Below are 13,916 nucleotides of genomic sequence, written 5' to 3'. Positions count from 1 at the left end.
TCACACTGCAGCGCACATAATGTAAAATTTTAATATATTTATATCCCAACATTCGCATACTAGCATGAAAGTGAACGACCGATTTATTTGGGCAGTTGAAATGCTCCATATCGACCCAGATGACCATATCCTCGAGATCGGCTGCGGTCATGGCATCGCCGTGTCTTTGATCGCTCCCCGGCTGAAAACCGGTTCCATTACGGCGGTAGACAGTTCCCGCGCCATGATCGACAAGGCCCAGCGGAAAAACGAAGGGCTGGATGCCGATTTTATCCATCAATCATTCGGTGAAACGGCGCTGGGCGACCAGCGGTACGACAAAATTTTCGCCTTTAGCGTGAACATTTTCCTGCACGATGCGGAGAAGGAACTATCGCTGATCCGCGGGTACCTGGCGCCTTTGGGCGCCCTGTACGTGTTCCACCAGCCGCCGCCGGCATCGGGGATGGAAGTGGTGCAGGGTTTTGCCGACCGGATCACCGGCGAGCTGGAAAAAGGCGGGTACACGGTGCGCGACGTGCTGTTCAAGAAACTGGCGCCTTCCCCCTGCGTGTGCGTCATCTCACAGCCTTCCCCCACACCCTGAGGGAATTTGCCTACCTTTGTGGCCGCATGAAATTCGAACAATACCGCATCTCCGAAGAGCTGAAGCGCAGTCTGGAAGACCTGGGCTTCAAAAAGCCTACTGATATTCAATATAAAGCCATCCCGTCTATCCTCAAGGGAGACGATGTGCTGGCCATCGCCCAGACCGGCACGGGTAAAACCGCCGCGTTCGCCATTCCCGTCATCCAGCTCATGCAGCAGCGCCACCGTTCCGAGCGTACCCGCGGCGAAGTGAAATGCCTCGTGATGGTGCCCACCCGCGAACTGGCCATCCAGATCGCGGACGTGTTCAAGCAGCTCGGGAAATATACGCCGGTAGACATTCTCGGCGTTGTTGGCGGGGTAGACATGGAAGCGCAGGTCAAAAAACTGAAAAAGGGGGTGGATATCCTCATCGCTACGCCGGGGCGGATGTTCGACCTCCGCGCACAAGGCCACCTCGATCTTTCGCACGTCCAGATGCTGATCCTGGACGAGGCCGATCATATGCTCGACCTCGGTTTCATCCGCGATATCCGCGACGTTATCAAGCACATCCCCCGCAATCACCAGACGTTGTTCTTTTCCGCAACGATCGACGAGCACATCAAGGACCTTGCCTACTCGGTGGTCCGCAATCCCATCCGTATCCAGATCTCGCCAGAAGATCCCGTGTCCAAAAACGTGAGCCATGCCGTGGCCTGGGTGGATATGGACGATAAACGCTTTTTCCTCGAACGCCTCGTCCGCGAGTTCCCCGAAAATAAAATCCTCGTGTTCGTCCGCACCAAAGTGCGCGCAGAACGTGTTGTGGCGGCCATGGAGCGCGTCGGCATCAAAAGTCTCGCCATGCACGGCGGCAAGGAGCAGGACGACCGCCTGTCTGTCATGGCCGAATTCCGGAAAGGCGACGTCAAACTGCTCATTACCACAGACGTGAACGCCCGCGGGATCGATATTCCCAACGTCGACTATGTGGTGAATTACGACCTGCCCGAAGACCCCGAAAGCTACGTGCACCGTATCGGCCGTACGGGCCGCGGCGTCCAGAAAGGCCAGGCCATCAGCTTCTGCAGCAAGGAAGAAAAACCCCTGCTCGACGCCATCCAGGAATATATCGGCAAACCCGTCCGGGAAATGACCATTTCCAAATCCGACTACGACGCTACCATCAAATTCTCCGAAGACGTGCCCAACGAAAACGTGGAACTGCTTATCCAGCAACACGAAGCCGAAATGAAAGCCGCAAAAAGGAAAAAGAAAAAGAAGTAATTGCTTATTTTGGAAGCCGATCTACTCTTTACATTATGAAAAAACTCTGGATCGGCCTCCTGGCCTGCATCACGCTTACCGCTTCGTCTCCCGCTACTGCGCCCGGCGACGGCGAATGGATGTCGCTGTTCAACGGCAAAAACCTGAAAAACTGGATCGTCAAAATCCACCACCACCCTGTCGGCAAGAATTACGGGAATACTTTCCGTGTGAAAGACGGAGTCATCCAGGTGCGGTACGACCAGTACGGCGGGAATTTCAACGAACAATACGGCCATCTGTATTATAAAACGCCGTTTTCCCATTACCACCTGCAGCTGGAGTATCGCTTCCGCGACCCCTGGGAAAAAACGGCGCCTTCCTACACCATCCTCAACAGCGGATTGATGTTCCATTCGCAGGACCCGCGTACCATGCCTGTGGAGCAGGACTGGCCCATTTCGGTGGAAATGCAGTTCCTGGCGGGATTGGGCGACGGGCAGCCGCGGCCTACGGGCAACATGTGCTCGCCCGGTACCAATATCGTTTATGAAGGCAAGTTCGATACGCGGCACTGCATCGATTCCAAGTCAAAAACTTACGGGAAAGACGAATGGGTGAAAGCGGAACTGATCGTGTACGGCGATTCCCTCATCCAGCACGTCATCAACGGCGATACGGTGCTGCAATACAGCAAGCCTTCCATCGGCGGCGGTGTGGCCAACCGGTACGATCCCAAACAAAAGATAGACGGGAAAGCCCTCACGTCCGGGTTCGTGGCCCTTCAAAGCGAAGGCCAGCCGATCGATTTCCGGAACATCCGCATCAAAAAACTGCCGGGCAACAAATAGCCGTCAGCTTCTGATCTCCCTTCGCATAAACAGGAAATAAGACAGAGCAAAACAAGCCATGGTGGCGGCGATGAGACCAGTTACCTGCGGCCAGACGATCATGAGGCTCTCCCGGAACGATAATGGCGCAGGGATCGCACCGGCCATCTGCTCCATCGTCAACGGGCCGAGGCTTCTTACGGAAGGCATGAGCAATGTGGTGGCCGCATCGCTGTACATCTGGCTGGGCGCCACGCGCAACAGCGACAGGAACATATTGTTGAAAGATATGGCCCCCGCTTCCGACAGAAACCGCGGGTCCGGCACCAGCGCCCCCATCACCATGTTCACGATGATCTGGTAGAACACCGTGAAAAACAGCCAGATACCGATGGCCGTGAGCGCCGATGTAGCAGCATGCCGGAATAAAACAGACAGGCATATCGATAGGCTGAGCCAGAAGCCTACATACACGATATTGAGCATTACGAACGCCAGTATCCGCAACCACTCCGCCCCTTCGGGCCTTACGCCCGTCAGCAGCATGCCGCCACCCACCATCGATAAAACCAGGGACAAGAACAGCACGCCCACTACGAGCAGTGCCGCATAAAACTTCGCCAGCAGCAGGTTGTCGCGATACAAGGGCTGCGCTACCAGGCGCACCAGCGTGCCATTGTTACGCTCGGCGTTGATGGCGTCGAAACCCAGGGAAATGCCCAACAGCGGGCCCAGGAAGCTCATGAGCACATGGAATGCCGGCAATGTATTGTCTGTAGAAGTCAACAGCTTGAGGTATACGAATGTATGGTCGGGGTCGCTGAAGTTGGTGACCGCCTGTTTGATGTTGCCAAGCGAAATGTAAAGGGCGCCAACGAACGTGAGCAGGATCAGCGCCAGCATAATGTAAAACCGCCAGCTACGGATATAATCGCCCACTTCCTTCCTTACGATCACCTGGAACGGCGTGGCAATGGGCGCCACCCGCGCGGCGCTGCGATCAAGCCATGCGAAAATATTTGCCATATCAGGAATGTTTATTTGATTGATTATCGAAAAAACGCGCGTAGATATCGTCGAGCCCGTACGATTTCCGCTGCACGCCGGTGATGCCGATCCCCAGGCCCACCAGCAGCTGCACGATTTCTGGCGTTATTTCAGTGCTGCAGGAAATGCCGATCGAATGTTCCTCAACGGTAACATCCTGGATGCCCTCCAGATCCCGCAACGCCGCCTCCACGGAAGTCTGACCGGTCAGGCTTTCCCGCGAGGTAACCGTTACCAGGCAAGGCTCCTGGCCAAACAGCTTCCCGGAAATGGAAGCGATGTCGCCTTCCATGCGAAGCTTGCCTTCCACGAAAATGCCGACGCGGTCGCACACTTGTTGCATGTGATGCAGGTGATGAGAGGAAAGCAGTACCGTGAGCCCCTGCTGCCGGCTGAGACGGCGCACCAAGTCGAGGAACTCCTGGATGCCGCCGGGATCGATGCCGAGGGTGGGCTCGTCGAGGATCATCACCTCCGGCCCCCTCACTAGAATGTCTGCCAGGCCCAGCCGCTGCTTCATCCCGCGGGAATAGGCGCCGGTTTTCTTGTGCATCACGTCTGCCAGCCCTACCAGCTCCATCGTTTGCTGCGCCCGGCCAATGATCTCCTGCTCCGCGATCCCGTTGAGGCGGCCGATGAGCTGCAGATTCTCCAGCGCCGTGAGGTTATCGTAAAAACCAACGCTATCGGGCATGTAGCCGACTTTTCGCTTCACCGCGACCGGGTTGCGCGTGGCATCGATCCCGCATACCGTGGCTTTGCCTGCCGAGGGTTCAGACAATCCCAGCATCATAAGGATGGTAGTGGTTTTACCGGCGCCGTTCGGGCCGATCAGGCCGAAGATCTCCCCCCGCCCGATCGACAGCGTAAGGCCGTCTACTACCTTCTGCCGGCCGTAGTACTTCGTCAGCCCCTCCAGCTCAATTACAGGATGTTCCATAACGCTTATCTTCTTCCGTATTTACGAATCAGGTAATACACGATGCCCAGTGACAGCAGGATTACGAGGATGCCCAGCCAGCCCGACAGCAGGGAGGTTTTTACCGTCATCCGGAATGTGGCGGTAGCGTTGGCCGCATCGTTCTTAGCCGTGAAATTCGTCACATAATCGCCGGCGATGGTTTTATCCGGCACGGTGAGTACAGCGATGAGGGTTTTGGTCTGTCCCGGCTCCAGCCTTTCGATCTTCGAAGGCTCAAACGTGGCGCTCCAACTAACAGGCGACTGCGCAGAAAGCTCCAGGCCTTCGAGCGGCAGCGTACCGGTGTTTTTCACCGTCATTTCGATGCGTTTCCCCGAGCCTTCGGTGATATCGTCGCTCAGCCGGCCCGTAGGCGTTGAAAGCTCCAGGCCGTAGCTCCCTTTCACGACGGCTTCCAGCTCCAGCCGGAGCGTGTCGTTGTCGCCAACGGCCACGACCGGCACTTTGTACTTACCGGGTTTTGCGGCGGGGGCGGCAGTGATCTCTACGGAAATTTCCTGGATACGCCCCGAATCGAGCCGCAGGCCCGCCACCTGGCTGCCGTCTACGCGGAAAACGCCCGACCAGCCAGCCGGCACCATGGCGCCGAGCTCATAGACCTGCGTACGGCCGCTGCCGTTACTCAACGTAGCACTGTACCGGAAAGGCTCTTTCGCGGAAGATTCCAGGTTCATGAGGCGGACGGTGAACGTGTTTCTGCCTTTAGGCTTGCCCGTTTGCGCACGGACTTTAACAGTGAAAGCGGCCATCAGGACCGAAAAACCAAGCAGGGCCATGCAACGGGCCCTCAGAAGAAGTTGCGCTGACATAGAAAAACAAGTAACTATTAAATAATGGTTGACAATAGACAATATCACCCGTTCCCCGGCGGGCGGGAACGGCACAATCGCCATAAACGGCGTGATGCCCCGTATCAGGTTAGCTTACCTGTGGGCGGCGAATATTGGGAAATGAAAAAAGGTGTATGCGTCTTAAGTGGAAAAGCGGGAAAAATAAGCGGGCTGGCTGTTTGCGAATGGCTTGTCCCGGTTGCGTCGTGTAACTTGCTTTGTAGTGAATCGCTGGTCTTAATTTCGTTTGTCATACTAAATGAAATTGAATGTGTCAGAGACAAGTTCATGTAGAAAATCTGTCGGTCCCGGAACAATCCCATTGGAATTGCCATGCAGGATTAAATTTTTGACAATGCGGCAAATTAGAAATTGAAATGTTATAAGAAAGTTAAAACCAGGCCCATCATTCAAAAAAAATAGCCGGCAATGATTTGCCGGCTCCACTTCCTTACCCTTTTCGGGTATATGTCCATTCTATTTAAGCGAGTTGTTGGGCTACGGGCGCGCGTTCCGCAGCGAAAAACTTCGCCACTTCGGCCCAGGTATCGTAGCGCTTGTAGTCCTGGTAATTGACGTTGTGGGGAGCGGTAAAAAGGAGGCGCTCGCCTTCGAAGTAGCGGAGGTTTTTATCGTAATCGTCGATCATGTAATCGGCTTTCACGATGGTCTTAAGGCCGCAGAATACGACGTTTTTCCAGCTGATGAAGGGGAAATGTTCTTTCAGCCAGTCGATCTTCTCTACGAGCGACTGCGGGAATTCCACCGCCGCCGAAACGATGAACACTTCGTAATGTTCCATCAATTCCAGGATCACGCGCTGGCTGCCTTCCATAACGGGCGCCGTGCGGAAAAAACCGGGGGTATGGAGGAAATGATGCACAATCCCTTCCTGCGGGAAACCCGTCGTTTCCGGCACCCCGTTCAGCTGCTCCTTGGTTACCCGCTCGCCCGTGCGCTCGAAGTACCAGTCGCAATAATGCTGGTTCAGGTCCGCCATTACTCCATCCATGTCGATTGCGATACGTTTCTTTGCCATATTCTGCTATTTAATGCAAAATTATGCAACTTTCATCAAACTAAAAATCCAATTATTGCTATTTATCGCATAAATTCGCATAAAACCGCAGGAATATGTTGAAAGAAGAAAGGCTGGATTACATCCTGAAAAAGCTCAAAGCCGACCGGAAAGTGCTGCAAACTGAGCTGAGCACGGATTTGCAGGTGTCGGAGGATACGGTCCGCCGCGACCTGGAGTCCCTCGCCCAGAGCGGGCTGCTCATCAAGGTGCGGGGCGGTGCGATTCCCCATTCGCCTAATCCCTATTCTTTCAAGGAGCGGACGCTTTTCCATTCAGACGACAAGCTGCTCATGGCCCAAAAAGCCCTGGCCCTCCTGCACAACGGGCAAACCGTCATCCTCGACGGCGGCACGTCTACCCTCTCGCTCGTCAAGATATTCCCGCCGGAACTGCAATTGACCGTCATCACCAACAGCGTTCCCATCGCGGCGCAACTGATCGAGCATCCCAAAACGCAGGTCATTTTAACCGGCGGGCGGGTCAATAAAAACGCGCAGACAGCAGGCGGACAGGAAACCATGCGCATGCTGCGCCGCGTCCGGGCCGACCTTTGTTTCCTCGGTGTTTGCAGCCTCCACCCCATCCTCGGCGTAACGGGCATGAACATGGAAGAGGCGGAAGTGAAAACCACGATGGTAGAGTGCGCCAGCCATGTGGTGGCGCTGGCTACCGGCGACAAAATGGGCACGGCGGAACCGTATAAAGTTTGCAACATCACCGACCTGGATACCATTATTACTGACAATGCCGAACTTGAATTCCTGGAAGCTTACCGGGAGCAGGGCATCAGGGTGGTGTGATGGTTTCCGTACCTTTCTTTTCGATCATCTGGCCTTTGGTTTCCATTTCCACCTGTTCCACCCACACCGCATAATCGTTCGGGAAGATCCGTTCGCCCTTCTTTTGCACGTATTGCCGGGTGAATTCCGCCCCGAAATACAGGATCGCGGAAGAATAGTACACCCAAATCAGCAAAATCACCAGCGACCCCGCGGCGCCATACGTAGTCCCGATCTTGCTGGAGCCCAGGTACAGCCCGATGCCGCTTTTCCCGATCATAAACAGCAATGCCGTCACCATCGCGCCCACCCACACATGCCGCCATTTCACCTTCGCATCCGGCAAAACCTTGAAAATAACCGCAAAAAGCGCGGAAATCACGATGAAAGTGAATAGTAGGTTGACAATGTATACGGCCACAACCGTTACGTCGGGGAAAAGTGTGGTGAGCCGATCCATCAGCACCTCGATGAGGCCATGCAACACGAGCGACACTACCAGCACAAATCCCAGGCTGGCCACCAGTGAGAAGGAAAGCAACCGTGTGAGGAGGATTTTCAACAGTCCACGCCCTTTCCGCGGCTTGGTTTTCAAGCGCCAGATGAGGTTGATCGAGTCCTGGATTTCCGTGAAAACGCCGGTGGCGCCTACGATCAGCGTCGCGAAGCCGATGATGGTAGACCAGCCTACGTCCGGCGAAAGGTAGGAATTGGCCACCACGTCCTGTATCTGCGAAGCCGCCGAAGCGCCCACCAGATCGCGCAACTGGCCGTAGAGATTGCCTTCCAGCGCCTCCCGTCCCAGGAAAATATCACTGAAAAACAGGATGATGATCAACATCGGGGCAATGGAAAATACGGTGGAATACGCCAGCGAGGCGCTCAGTTTCAATACTTTATCTTCCATAAAATCGTTCCCGGCGCATTTGAGCAATTCCCAGCCGTGCCGGATGATGAAGGGTTTTTCCATACTGCCCATAACACAAAAAGAAGGCCATGGGTTAAAAAAAGGCCGTCCCCCGGAAGAGGGACGGCTGTCTCTGGAATTGAGTATATATCAACAATAAACAAGGCGGAATTAATTCCCCTGGCCAAAGGCCGGACTGTTCTTATCGAACCAGAGGCGTTGCGCCGCCAGCGTGGTAGCAGTCCGGTCGTTGGGCGTGAAGCCCTGTTCCTGCTGCGCTTTCAGCCAGTTTTCGTTGTTCGTGCCGAGGGCGGGCTCATCCAGCGCGTAACGGCGCGGAATTGGCTCGTTCCAGGCGTTGCGGGGGTAAAAGGCCGAATTGTTTTTCGGATACCCGGTGCGGCGGCAGAACGTGAACGCTTCGTTGGCGAGGCGGTAGAAATTCAGGTACTCCTGGATGTAAATCCGTTCCAGATCGTTTACCCCGTTGAATTTCACGTTGGGATGATTGAGATAGGCGGCCACCTGCGCGTTCCCGTCGCCCGAAAGCCCCGTGGTGCTTTCCGCGGCCACTGCGATGGCGTTCATGGTGCGGAGCGACGATTCCACGCCGCGCTTGTACCAGTCTTCCGCAGAACCTTTCGTGTCAAAACCCGTCCCATGGCCTTTCTGGATCAGTTCAGCGATGTAGAAACTCGTTTCGGCGCGGGTCACCATATAATCGAGCAGGCGGCCTGTGGTATTACTTCCGTATCGCGGCGCGAAGAATTTCTTGTTGATGAAACCGATGAGCCGCCATTTGTTATTGCCGCCGGCATCGAAGGTGGATTTGTACCAGGTGGCTTTCACGGGGTCGGTGGTCCAGTCTGCGGGCCCGCCCTGCCAGCGGACCATCGGGTCGTTCACGTCAATAAACGCGGGCAACGTTTTGCTGTATTTGGTCAGCGTGTCCTTAAAGCTCCCTACCAGGTCGTTCGGCGTGAAATAAATGGGCAAACGCGGATCGTTGGTGGATTTGAGGAAGTTGATGATAGACGAGGTGCCGAAGCGCGGGCTGCGGTAATCGATATCGTTGCCGATGGGGTTCCATGTGGGGCGGTCGTATTTGAACTGCGACTCGTCCGTATCGATGGGCCCTGCGGCGCTGGTCATCACTTCGCGGAACACGCGTTTGGTGACGTTGACGTCGGCCTTTTCGTACCGCACGGCGATGCGGAGCTTCAGCGAGTTGGCGAGCTTGGCCCAATGCTGCCAGTTATTGGCGTAATACAGGTCCGACTGCCCGAACCCGATCTGGTTGCCGCCGGGCTGGCCGAGGGTGTCGATGGCGAGGGAGAGCTCCTGGAGCCAGGTGTCGAACAGGGCTTTCTGGTTGTCGTACGCCGGACGAAGCTCGCCGGTATAACGCGCCTGCATGGCCTGGGTATACGGCAGGGAACCGTTCATGTCCGTCGTTTTCAGCGCCTGAAGGATACCCAGCACGTAGGTGGCCGCGCGGACGTTGCGGTACCGGTCCCTGTCGGGCAGACCGCTGGTGTAGCGGCGGATTTCCACGAGGTTGGGCAGCACGTTGTTATACAGCACGCGGTAGCGGCTGTTGACGTTGTTGGACAGTTCGTAAGGGTCTGTGGTAAGGTGCTGGGTGAAGCGCAGCAGCTGCTCCAGGTTTTCCCACACCCATTCCGTACCCTGGTAATTTTCCACGCTCTCGCAGGAATAGGCGAAGAGCGCGGCCACATCGGGCGTGGTCACAACGCTGGGATCGGTGTTGATGTCCGCGAAATCCTTCTTGCAGGATGCGGAAAAAAGCGCGGCGGCCGATATGATGGAAAGGATCGTTAACTTTTTCATGTGTTTCGTTTGAAGGGTGAACAACTAGAATCCGGCACGGATGGTGAACACGAAATTCCTTGTCATGGGCGGCACAAAGCCTTCTTCCTTGTTCACGCTCGTTCTGTTGGAGTTGTTGGCCGCCGGGTTGAAATTGTTCGGAAGCGTATTATACAGGTAACCGAGATCGCGGCCGATGATGCTCACCTGCAGGTTGTTCAGGTGCAGCCGTTCGGCGAAGCTGGCGGGCAGCGTGTAATTCAGCGCGATCTGCCGCAGCGCGATCCAGGAGTTTTCCACGACCCAGTAATCGCCCACCGCGGTGGAGAACGAACCGTAGCGGTAGCTGTATTGCGGAAGGTGCGTGGGCTCCACGTACCCTTTATCATACGCTTCACGGAACGTCATACCGGAAACATCTACCTGCGTACCGTTGGGCTGCTCGATCGTCTGGCCGTTGTCGAACACCCCGTCGGGGATGATGCCATCGTCGTACGTGCCCAGGTCGTTGGGATATTTGCTCGTCCATGAAATGCCGCCATGTTGCGCGTCGCGGCCCTGCAGCGAGGATTTGAAGATACCGGTGTGCGTGCCGTAGCGCATGGAGTGCATCACCATATCGCCGCCGATCTTGGCGTCGAACAATACGTTCAGGGAGAAATTCTTGTAACGGAATGTATTGTCGAAGCTGGAACGGAAATCGGGGTTGATATCGCCCACGTCCATCCATTCGTTGCTCCGTTGCGGGAAGGCCGCGCGGGCGTCTGACCGCCAGGCCAGCACCGTTTTCCCATTGTTCGGGTGTGCGATGGGCTTGCCGTTCGCGTCGTAGGCCTGGTAGCTTTTGGAATGGATCCGGGTGCGGATCACGCCGTAGGCGCCACCCACTTTCGCATATGGGATCTGGTCGTTGGAACCGAGCCCTTCTTCATCGAGCGCATAATATTCGCGGTCGCCATACAGTTCGATGATCTTGTTGCGGTTCCGGGTGAAGGTGAGCGTCGTGTTCCAGTTGAAGTTCTTCGTTTGCACGGGAGTCGCGTTCAGGGAGATTTCGATCCCCTTGTTCTGAATGTTACCGGCATTGATGAGCTGGCTGTTGACGCCGGATTCGGCCGCTGCGGGGATGAGGATACCCTGGTTGAAGGTATTGTCTTTATAAACGGTCAGATCCACGCCCAGCCTGTCTTTCATGAAGCGGACATCCACCCCTGCTTCCAGCGCGCGCTTGCGGCGGGGCTTGAGGCTTTTGTCGACCATATACGATTGCCCCTGCGAATTGAGAATGTACGCGAGCATGGGGATGTTGTTGCCGTTCGCCTGTGAGAAACCTCTCAGCTGGAAGCCGGGGTTGAGGACGAAGGGGTCCATATCGCCGCCGAGCCAGGCCACGTTGCCCCGCAGTTTACCGAACGATATGAATTCGGGCAGCTTGAACGTTTCGGAGAAAATCCACGAAAGGCTCACCGCCGGATAGTTGTAAAAGTTGAAGCCGGTACCGTCGCTGTACGTGAGGGCAGACGACCAGTCGCCACGCCAGGTGGTTTGCAGGTACAGTTGTTCCTTCCAGGCTAGGTCGGCGCTGGCGTAGATGGAATTGATGGTTTTACGCGTGCGCACGCCGCCGGTGGAAATCTGCGGTTTCTTCGAGTTGGCGAGGAAATAGTTGCCGGGGAAGATGAGGCCGCCGTCCGTTTCGCTGAGGGTATACACGTTGTTATAGCGTTGTGTTTCGCCACCTACGTAACCGTTCAGGGAAAGGTCTTTGGTGAGCTGTTTCGTGACAACGCCCATCCATTTCATAAACCAGGCGCGTTTCTGTGTAAGGCCGAGGCCGTACTTGCCGCCGCTGGTATTGTCTTCACCCTTGAAATCGAATCCCTGTCCCAGTTCTTTCGATTCGTTCTTGATGCTGATATTGCTGAAGTTCCCTTCCAGCTGCAATCTGAGCCAGTTGGTAATGGTGGCGTTGATCGCGAGGCGGCCGCGGAACATCTGTTCGTCCTGCAGGTAATTGTTCTCGAAGATCCGGAACCAGTAATCGGCGCCGGGCACGAAATTCGTTTCGTTGGGATCGTATACTTTGGGCACCCCGCCGAGCGAGCTGGTGTATTTGCTGCGCTGCATCCAGTATTTGGTGTCGTAGTTGCGGGGGAAGATCCAGATGAAGTTGTTGAGCCCCAGCTGCGGCGGGTTCTCGGCCTGGATGTTGGTGTAATCGGCACCGGCGTCGAGGCTGATAAAGCTGGTCAGGTTATGGGTGGCGCGCAGGGTGAAGGCGTTTTTGTTCATCTTGTTGCGGAAGTTGATGCCTTCGGCCTGGTTGCGGGAATAAGAAACCCGGAACGAGGATTTGTCGGTAGCCCCGTCGAGCGCCACGTTGGTGAGGTAGCCCACACCGGTCTGGAATGCGTCGAGGTAGTTATTGGGAACGGCTTTGTATTCCGTCCAGGTGCCGTCGTAATTGCGGACGCGCTGGTTGGCGAATTTCGGCCCCCAGTTCTCCAGTTCCCGGTTTTTCTGCGGGTCGATGTAAGGTTCATTGGCAGCGTTGGTGGGGAATACTTTCGTTTGCCAGTTGGTGCCGTTGGGATAGCCGGGGTCGCGGGTATCGGTGAAGAAAGCGCCCACGGTGCCGCCGCCGTATTCATTCTGGAAGTCCGGTCCGCGGTAAGGGTCCTGGATGTTGAGGGATTGGCTGACGGACACGCCCCATCCTTTCTTCGTCCGCCCTTTCTTGGTGGTGATGAGCACAACGCCGTTGATGGCGCGGGTGCCGTAGAGCGCTGCGGCTGCGGAGCCTTTCAGCACGGAAACGCTTTCGAACTCTTCCATGTTCAGGTTCTTGAGATCGTTCCCGAAATCGCGCCCTTTCCCATCGAACGCGTCGTTTTCCACGATCACGCCGTCTACCACGAAAATGGGCTGGTTATTGAGGCTCAGGGTAGAGTTGCCGCGCAGCAGGATGCGCGAGTTACCGAAAAGGCCGCCAGAGCCCTGGTCGATATTGATGCCGGGGGCTTTGCCCTGCAAGGCGTTGATGGGGTTCACTTCGTTGGTCTGCGCCAGGTCTGCGCCTTTCACTTCGGATACGGAATACCCCAGCGCGCGTTTCTCTTTCCGCTGGCCAAGGGCCGTTACCACTACTTCCGACAGTTCGCGCTTGGATTCCTGCAAAACAACGTCGTAGTTCCCGGCCGATCCAACGGCAATTTCCTGGGCGGCGAAACCGATGGCGGAAAACACAAGCACCGCGCCTTCTTCGGCGTCGATCTCGAAAAACCCGTCGGCATTCGTAACCGCGCCTTTGGAAGTGCCTTTCACGGTAACCGTTACGCCGGGAACGCTGGAACCGTCGGCCGCCTTCACGCGGCCCGTCACTTTCTTGAAAAGCGCGTCGCGGGAGATGACCACTTTCACCCCGTCTTGCTGGATAATGATCTGGTTGCCTACAACTTCGTAATTGACGTTATAGGGCTGCAGGAGTGATTGCAGCACGTCGCCGAGGCGCGTATCGCGCACGGAGAGGCTCACGATGCTGGTGAGCGGAATGGTCCGGGTAGCATAGGCGAACTTGACGGAAGCCGCCTCTTCGATCTTGCCGAGCACATTTTTCAGTTCTTTGTTGGCTACGGTAAGGGAAATTTTTTTGTCGAGTACGCCTTGTGCGCCGGCGACCGCTGCCATGGCGGTGGTCACGAAAATGCACAGCAAGGTCTTCAACAGCGCTACCCGCATCATGAAACGGATGGTGTTCATACGCTTGATTTTTGGTTGACAGTAAATGTGGAATC

Annotated in this window: 11 protein-coding genes; 4 read left to right on the top strand and 7 right to left on the bottom strand. The window is 55.8% G+C overall.

The annotated features are described in order from the left end of the window. Positions 1-100 precede the first annotated feature (100 nt). From WJU22_RS15045 to WJU22_RS15035, 3 genes are read left to right on the top strand one after another with little or no spacing between them, the layout of a single operon-like run. Positions 101-586, top strand: a complete 486-nt coding sequence (locus WJU22_RS15045) for a class I SAM-dependent methyltransferase (RefSeq protein ID WP_341839004.1) — start codon at positions 101-103, stop codon at positions 584-586. A 26-nt stretch (positions 587-612) separates the two neighbouring features. Then, positions 613-1,857, top strand: coding sequence for a DEAD/DEAH box helicase (locus WJU22_RS15040; RefSeq protein ID WP_341839003.1), 1,245 nt, complete (start codon positions 613-615; stop codon positions 1,855-1,857). A gap of 35 nt (positions 1,858-1,892) precedes the next feature. Next, positions 1,893-2,687, top strand: coding sequence for a DUF1080 domain-containing protein (locus WJU22_RS15035; RefSeq protein WP_341839002.1), 795 nt, complete (start codon positions 1,893-1,895; stop codon positions 2,685-2,687). A gap of 3 nt (positions 2,688-2,690) precedes the next feature. Here WJU22_RS15035 and WJU22_RS15030 read toward each other — a convergent pair whose 3' ends face one another. From WJU22_RS15030 to WJU22_RS15015, 4 genes are all read right to left on the bottom strand, one after another. Then, complete coding sequence (locus tag WJU22_RS15030) at positions 2,691-3,692, bottom strand: ABC transporter permease (RefSeq protein WP_341839001.1); 1,002 nt, start codon at positions 3,690-3,692, stop codon at positions 2,691-2,693. Position 3,693: 1 nt separating this feature from the next. Next, positions 3,694-4,653: an ABC transporter ATP-binding protein gene (locus tag WJU22_RS15025; RefSeq protein WP_341839000.1), complete on the bottom strand. Its 960-nt coding sequence runs from the start codon at positions 4,651-4,653 to the stop codon at positions 3,694-3,696. 5 nt (positions 4,654-4,658) lie between these two features. After that, positions 4,659-5,444, bottom strand: coding sequence for an NEW3 domain-containing protein (locus tag WJU22_RS15020; RefSeq protein WP_341838999.1), 786 nt, complete (start codon positions 5,442-5,444; stop codon positions 4,659-4,661). 562 nt (positions 5,445-6,006) lie between these two features. After that, positions 6,007-6,564, bottom strand: a complete 558-nt coding sequence (locus WJU22_RS15015; protein WP_341838998.1) for a 5' nucleotidase, NT5C type — start codon at positions 6,562-6,564, stop codon at positions 6,007-6,009. A gap of 95 nt (positions 6,565-6,659) precedes the next feature. Here WJU22_RS15015 and WJU22_RS15010 point away from each other — a divergent pair, with 95 nt between their 5' ends. Then, positions 6,660-7,406: a DeoR/GlpR family DNA-binding transcription regulator gene (locus WJU22_RS15010; RefSeq protein WP_341838997.1), complete on the top strand. Its 747-nt coding sequence runs from the start codon at positions 6,660-6,662 to the stop codon at positions 7,404-7,406. Here the strand turns inward: WJU22_RS15010 and WJU22_RS15005 are convergent. From WJU22_RS15005 to WJU22_RS14995, 3 genes are all read right to left on the bottom strand, one after another. Beyond that, positions 7,393-8,355, bottom strand: a complete 963-nt coding sequence (locus WJU22_RS15005; RefSeq protein WP_341838996.1) for a YihY/virulence factor BrkB family protein — start codon at positions 8,353-8,355, stop codon at positions 7,393-7,395. The genes WJU22_RS15010 and WJU22_RS15005 overlap by 14 nt on opposite strands. Positions 8,356-8,463: 108 nt before the next feature. Continuing rightward, positions 8,464-10,143, bottom strand: coding sequence for a SusD/RagB family nutrient-binding outer membrane lipoprotein (locus WJU22_RS15000; protein ID WP_341838995.1), 1,680 nt, complete (start codon positions 10,141-10,143; stop codon positions 8,464-8,466). Between the two features lie 24 nt (positions 10,144-10,167). Next, positions 10,168-13,881: a SusC/RagA family TonB-linked outer membrane protein gene (locus WJU22_RS14995; protein ID WP_341838994.1), complete on the bottom strand. Its 3,714-nt coding sequence runs from the start codon at positions 13,879-13,881 to the stop codon at positions 10,168-10,170. Positions 13,882-13,916 lie beyond the last annotated feature (35 nt).

It is taken from the genome of Chitinophaga caseinilytica, from assembly GCF_038396765.1.
In the GTDB taxonomy this organism is placed as follows: Bacteria; Bacteroidota; Bacteroidia; order Chitinophagales; family Chitinophagaceae; genus Chitinophaga; species Chitinophaga caseinilytica.
This window is presented reverse-complemented; position numbering and strand designations above follow the sequence as displayed.

What these genes read in the sequence shown, in the direction of transcription:
- WJU22_RS15000 (WP_341838995.1), bottom strand. Translation starts at nt 10,143, where the DNA reads ATGAAAAAGTTAACGATCCTTTCCATCATATCGGCCGCCGCGCTTTTT.
- WJU22_RS15035 (WP_341839002.1), top strand. Translation starts at nt 1,893, where the DNA reads ATGAAAAAACTCTGGATCGGCCTCCTGGCCTGCATCACGCTTACCGCT.
- WJU22_RS15015 (WP_341838998.1), bottom strand. Translation starts at nt 6,564, where the DNA reads ATGGCAAAGAAACGTATCGCAATCGACATGGATGGAGTAATGGCGGAC.
- WJU22_RS14995 (WP_341838994.1), bottom strand. Translation starts at nt 13,881, where the DNA reads ATGAACACCATCCGTTTCATGATGCGGGTAGCGCTGTTGAAGACCTTG.
- WJU22_RS15010 (WP_341838997.1), top strand. Translation starts at nt 6,660, where the DNA reads ATGTTGAAAGAAGAAAGGCTGGATTACATCCTGAAAAAGCTCAAAGCC.
- WJU22_RS15040 (WP_341839003.1), top strand. Translation starts at nt 613, where the DNA reads ATGAAATTCGAACAATACCGCATCTCCGAAGAGCTGAAGCGCAGTCTG.
- WJU22_RS15045 (WP_341839004.1), top strand. Translation starts at nt 101, where the DNA reads ATGCTCCATATCGACCCAGATGACCATATCCTCGAGATCGGCTGCGGT.
- WJU22_RS15020 (WP_341838999.1), bottom strand. Translation starts at nt 5,444, where the DNA reads ATGGCCGCTTTCACTGTTAAAGTCCGTGCGCAAACGGGCAAGCCTAAA.
- WJU22_RS15030 (WP_341839001.1), bottom strand. Translation starts at nt 3,692, where the DNA reads ATGGCAAATATTTTCGCATGGCTTGATCGCAGCGCCGCGCGGGTGGCG.
- WJU22_RS15005 (WP_341838996.1), bottom strand. Translation starts at nt 8,355, where the DNA reads ATGGAAAAACCCTTCATCATCCGGCACGGCTGGGAATTGCTCAAATGC.
- WJU22_RS15025 (WP_341839000.1), bottom strand. Translation starts at nt 4,653, where the DNA reads ATGGAACATCCTGTAATTGAGCTGGAGGGGCTGACGAAGTACTACGGC.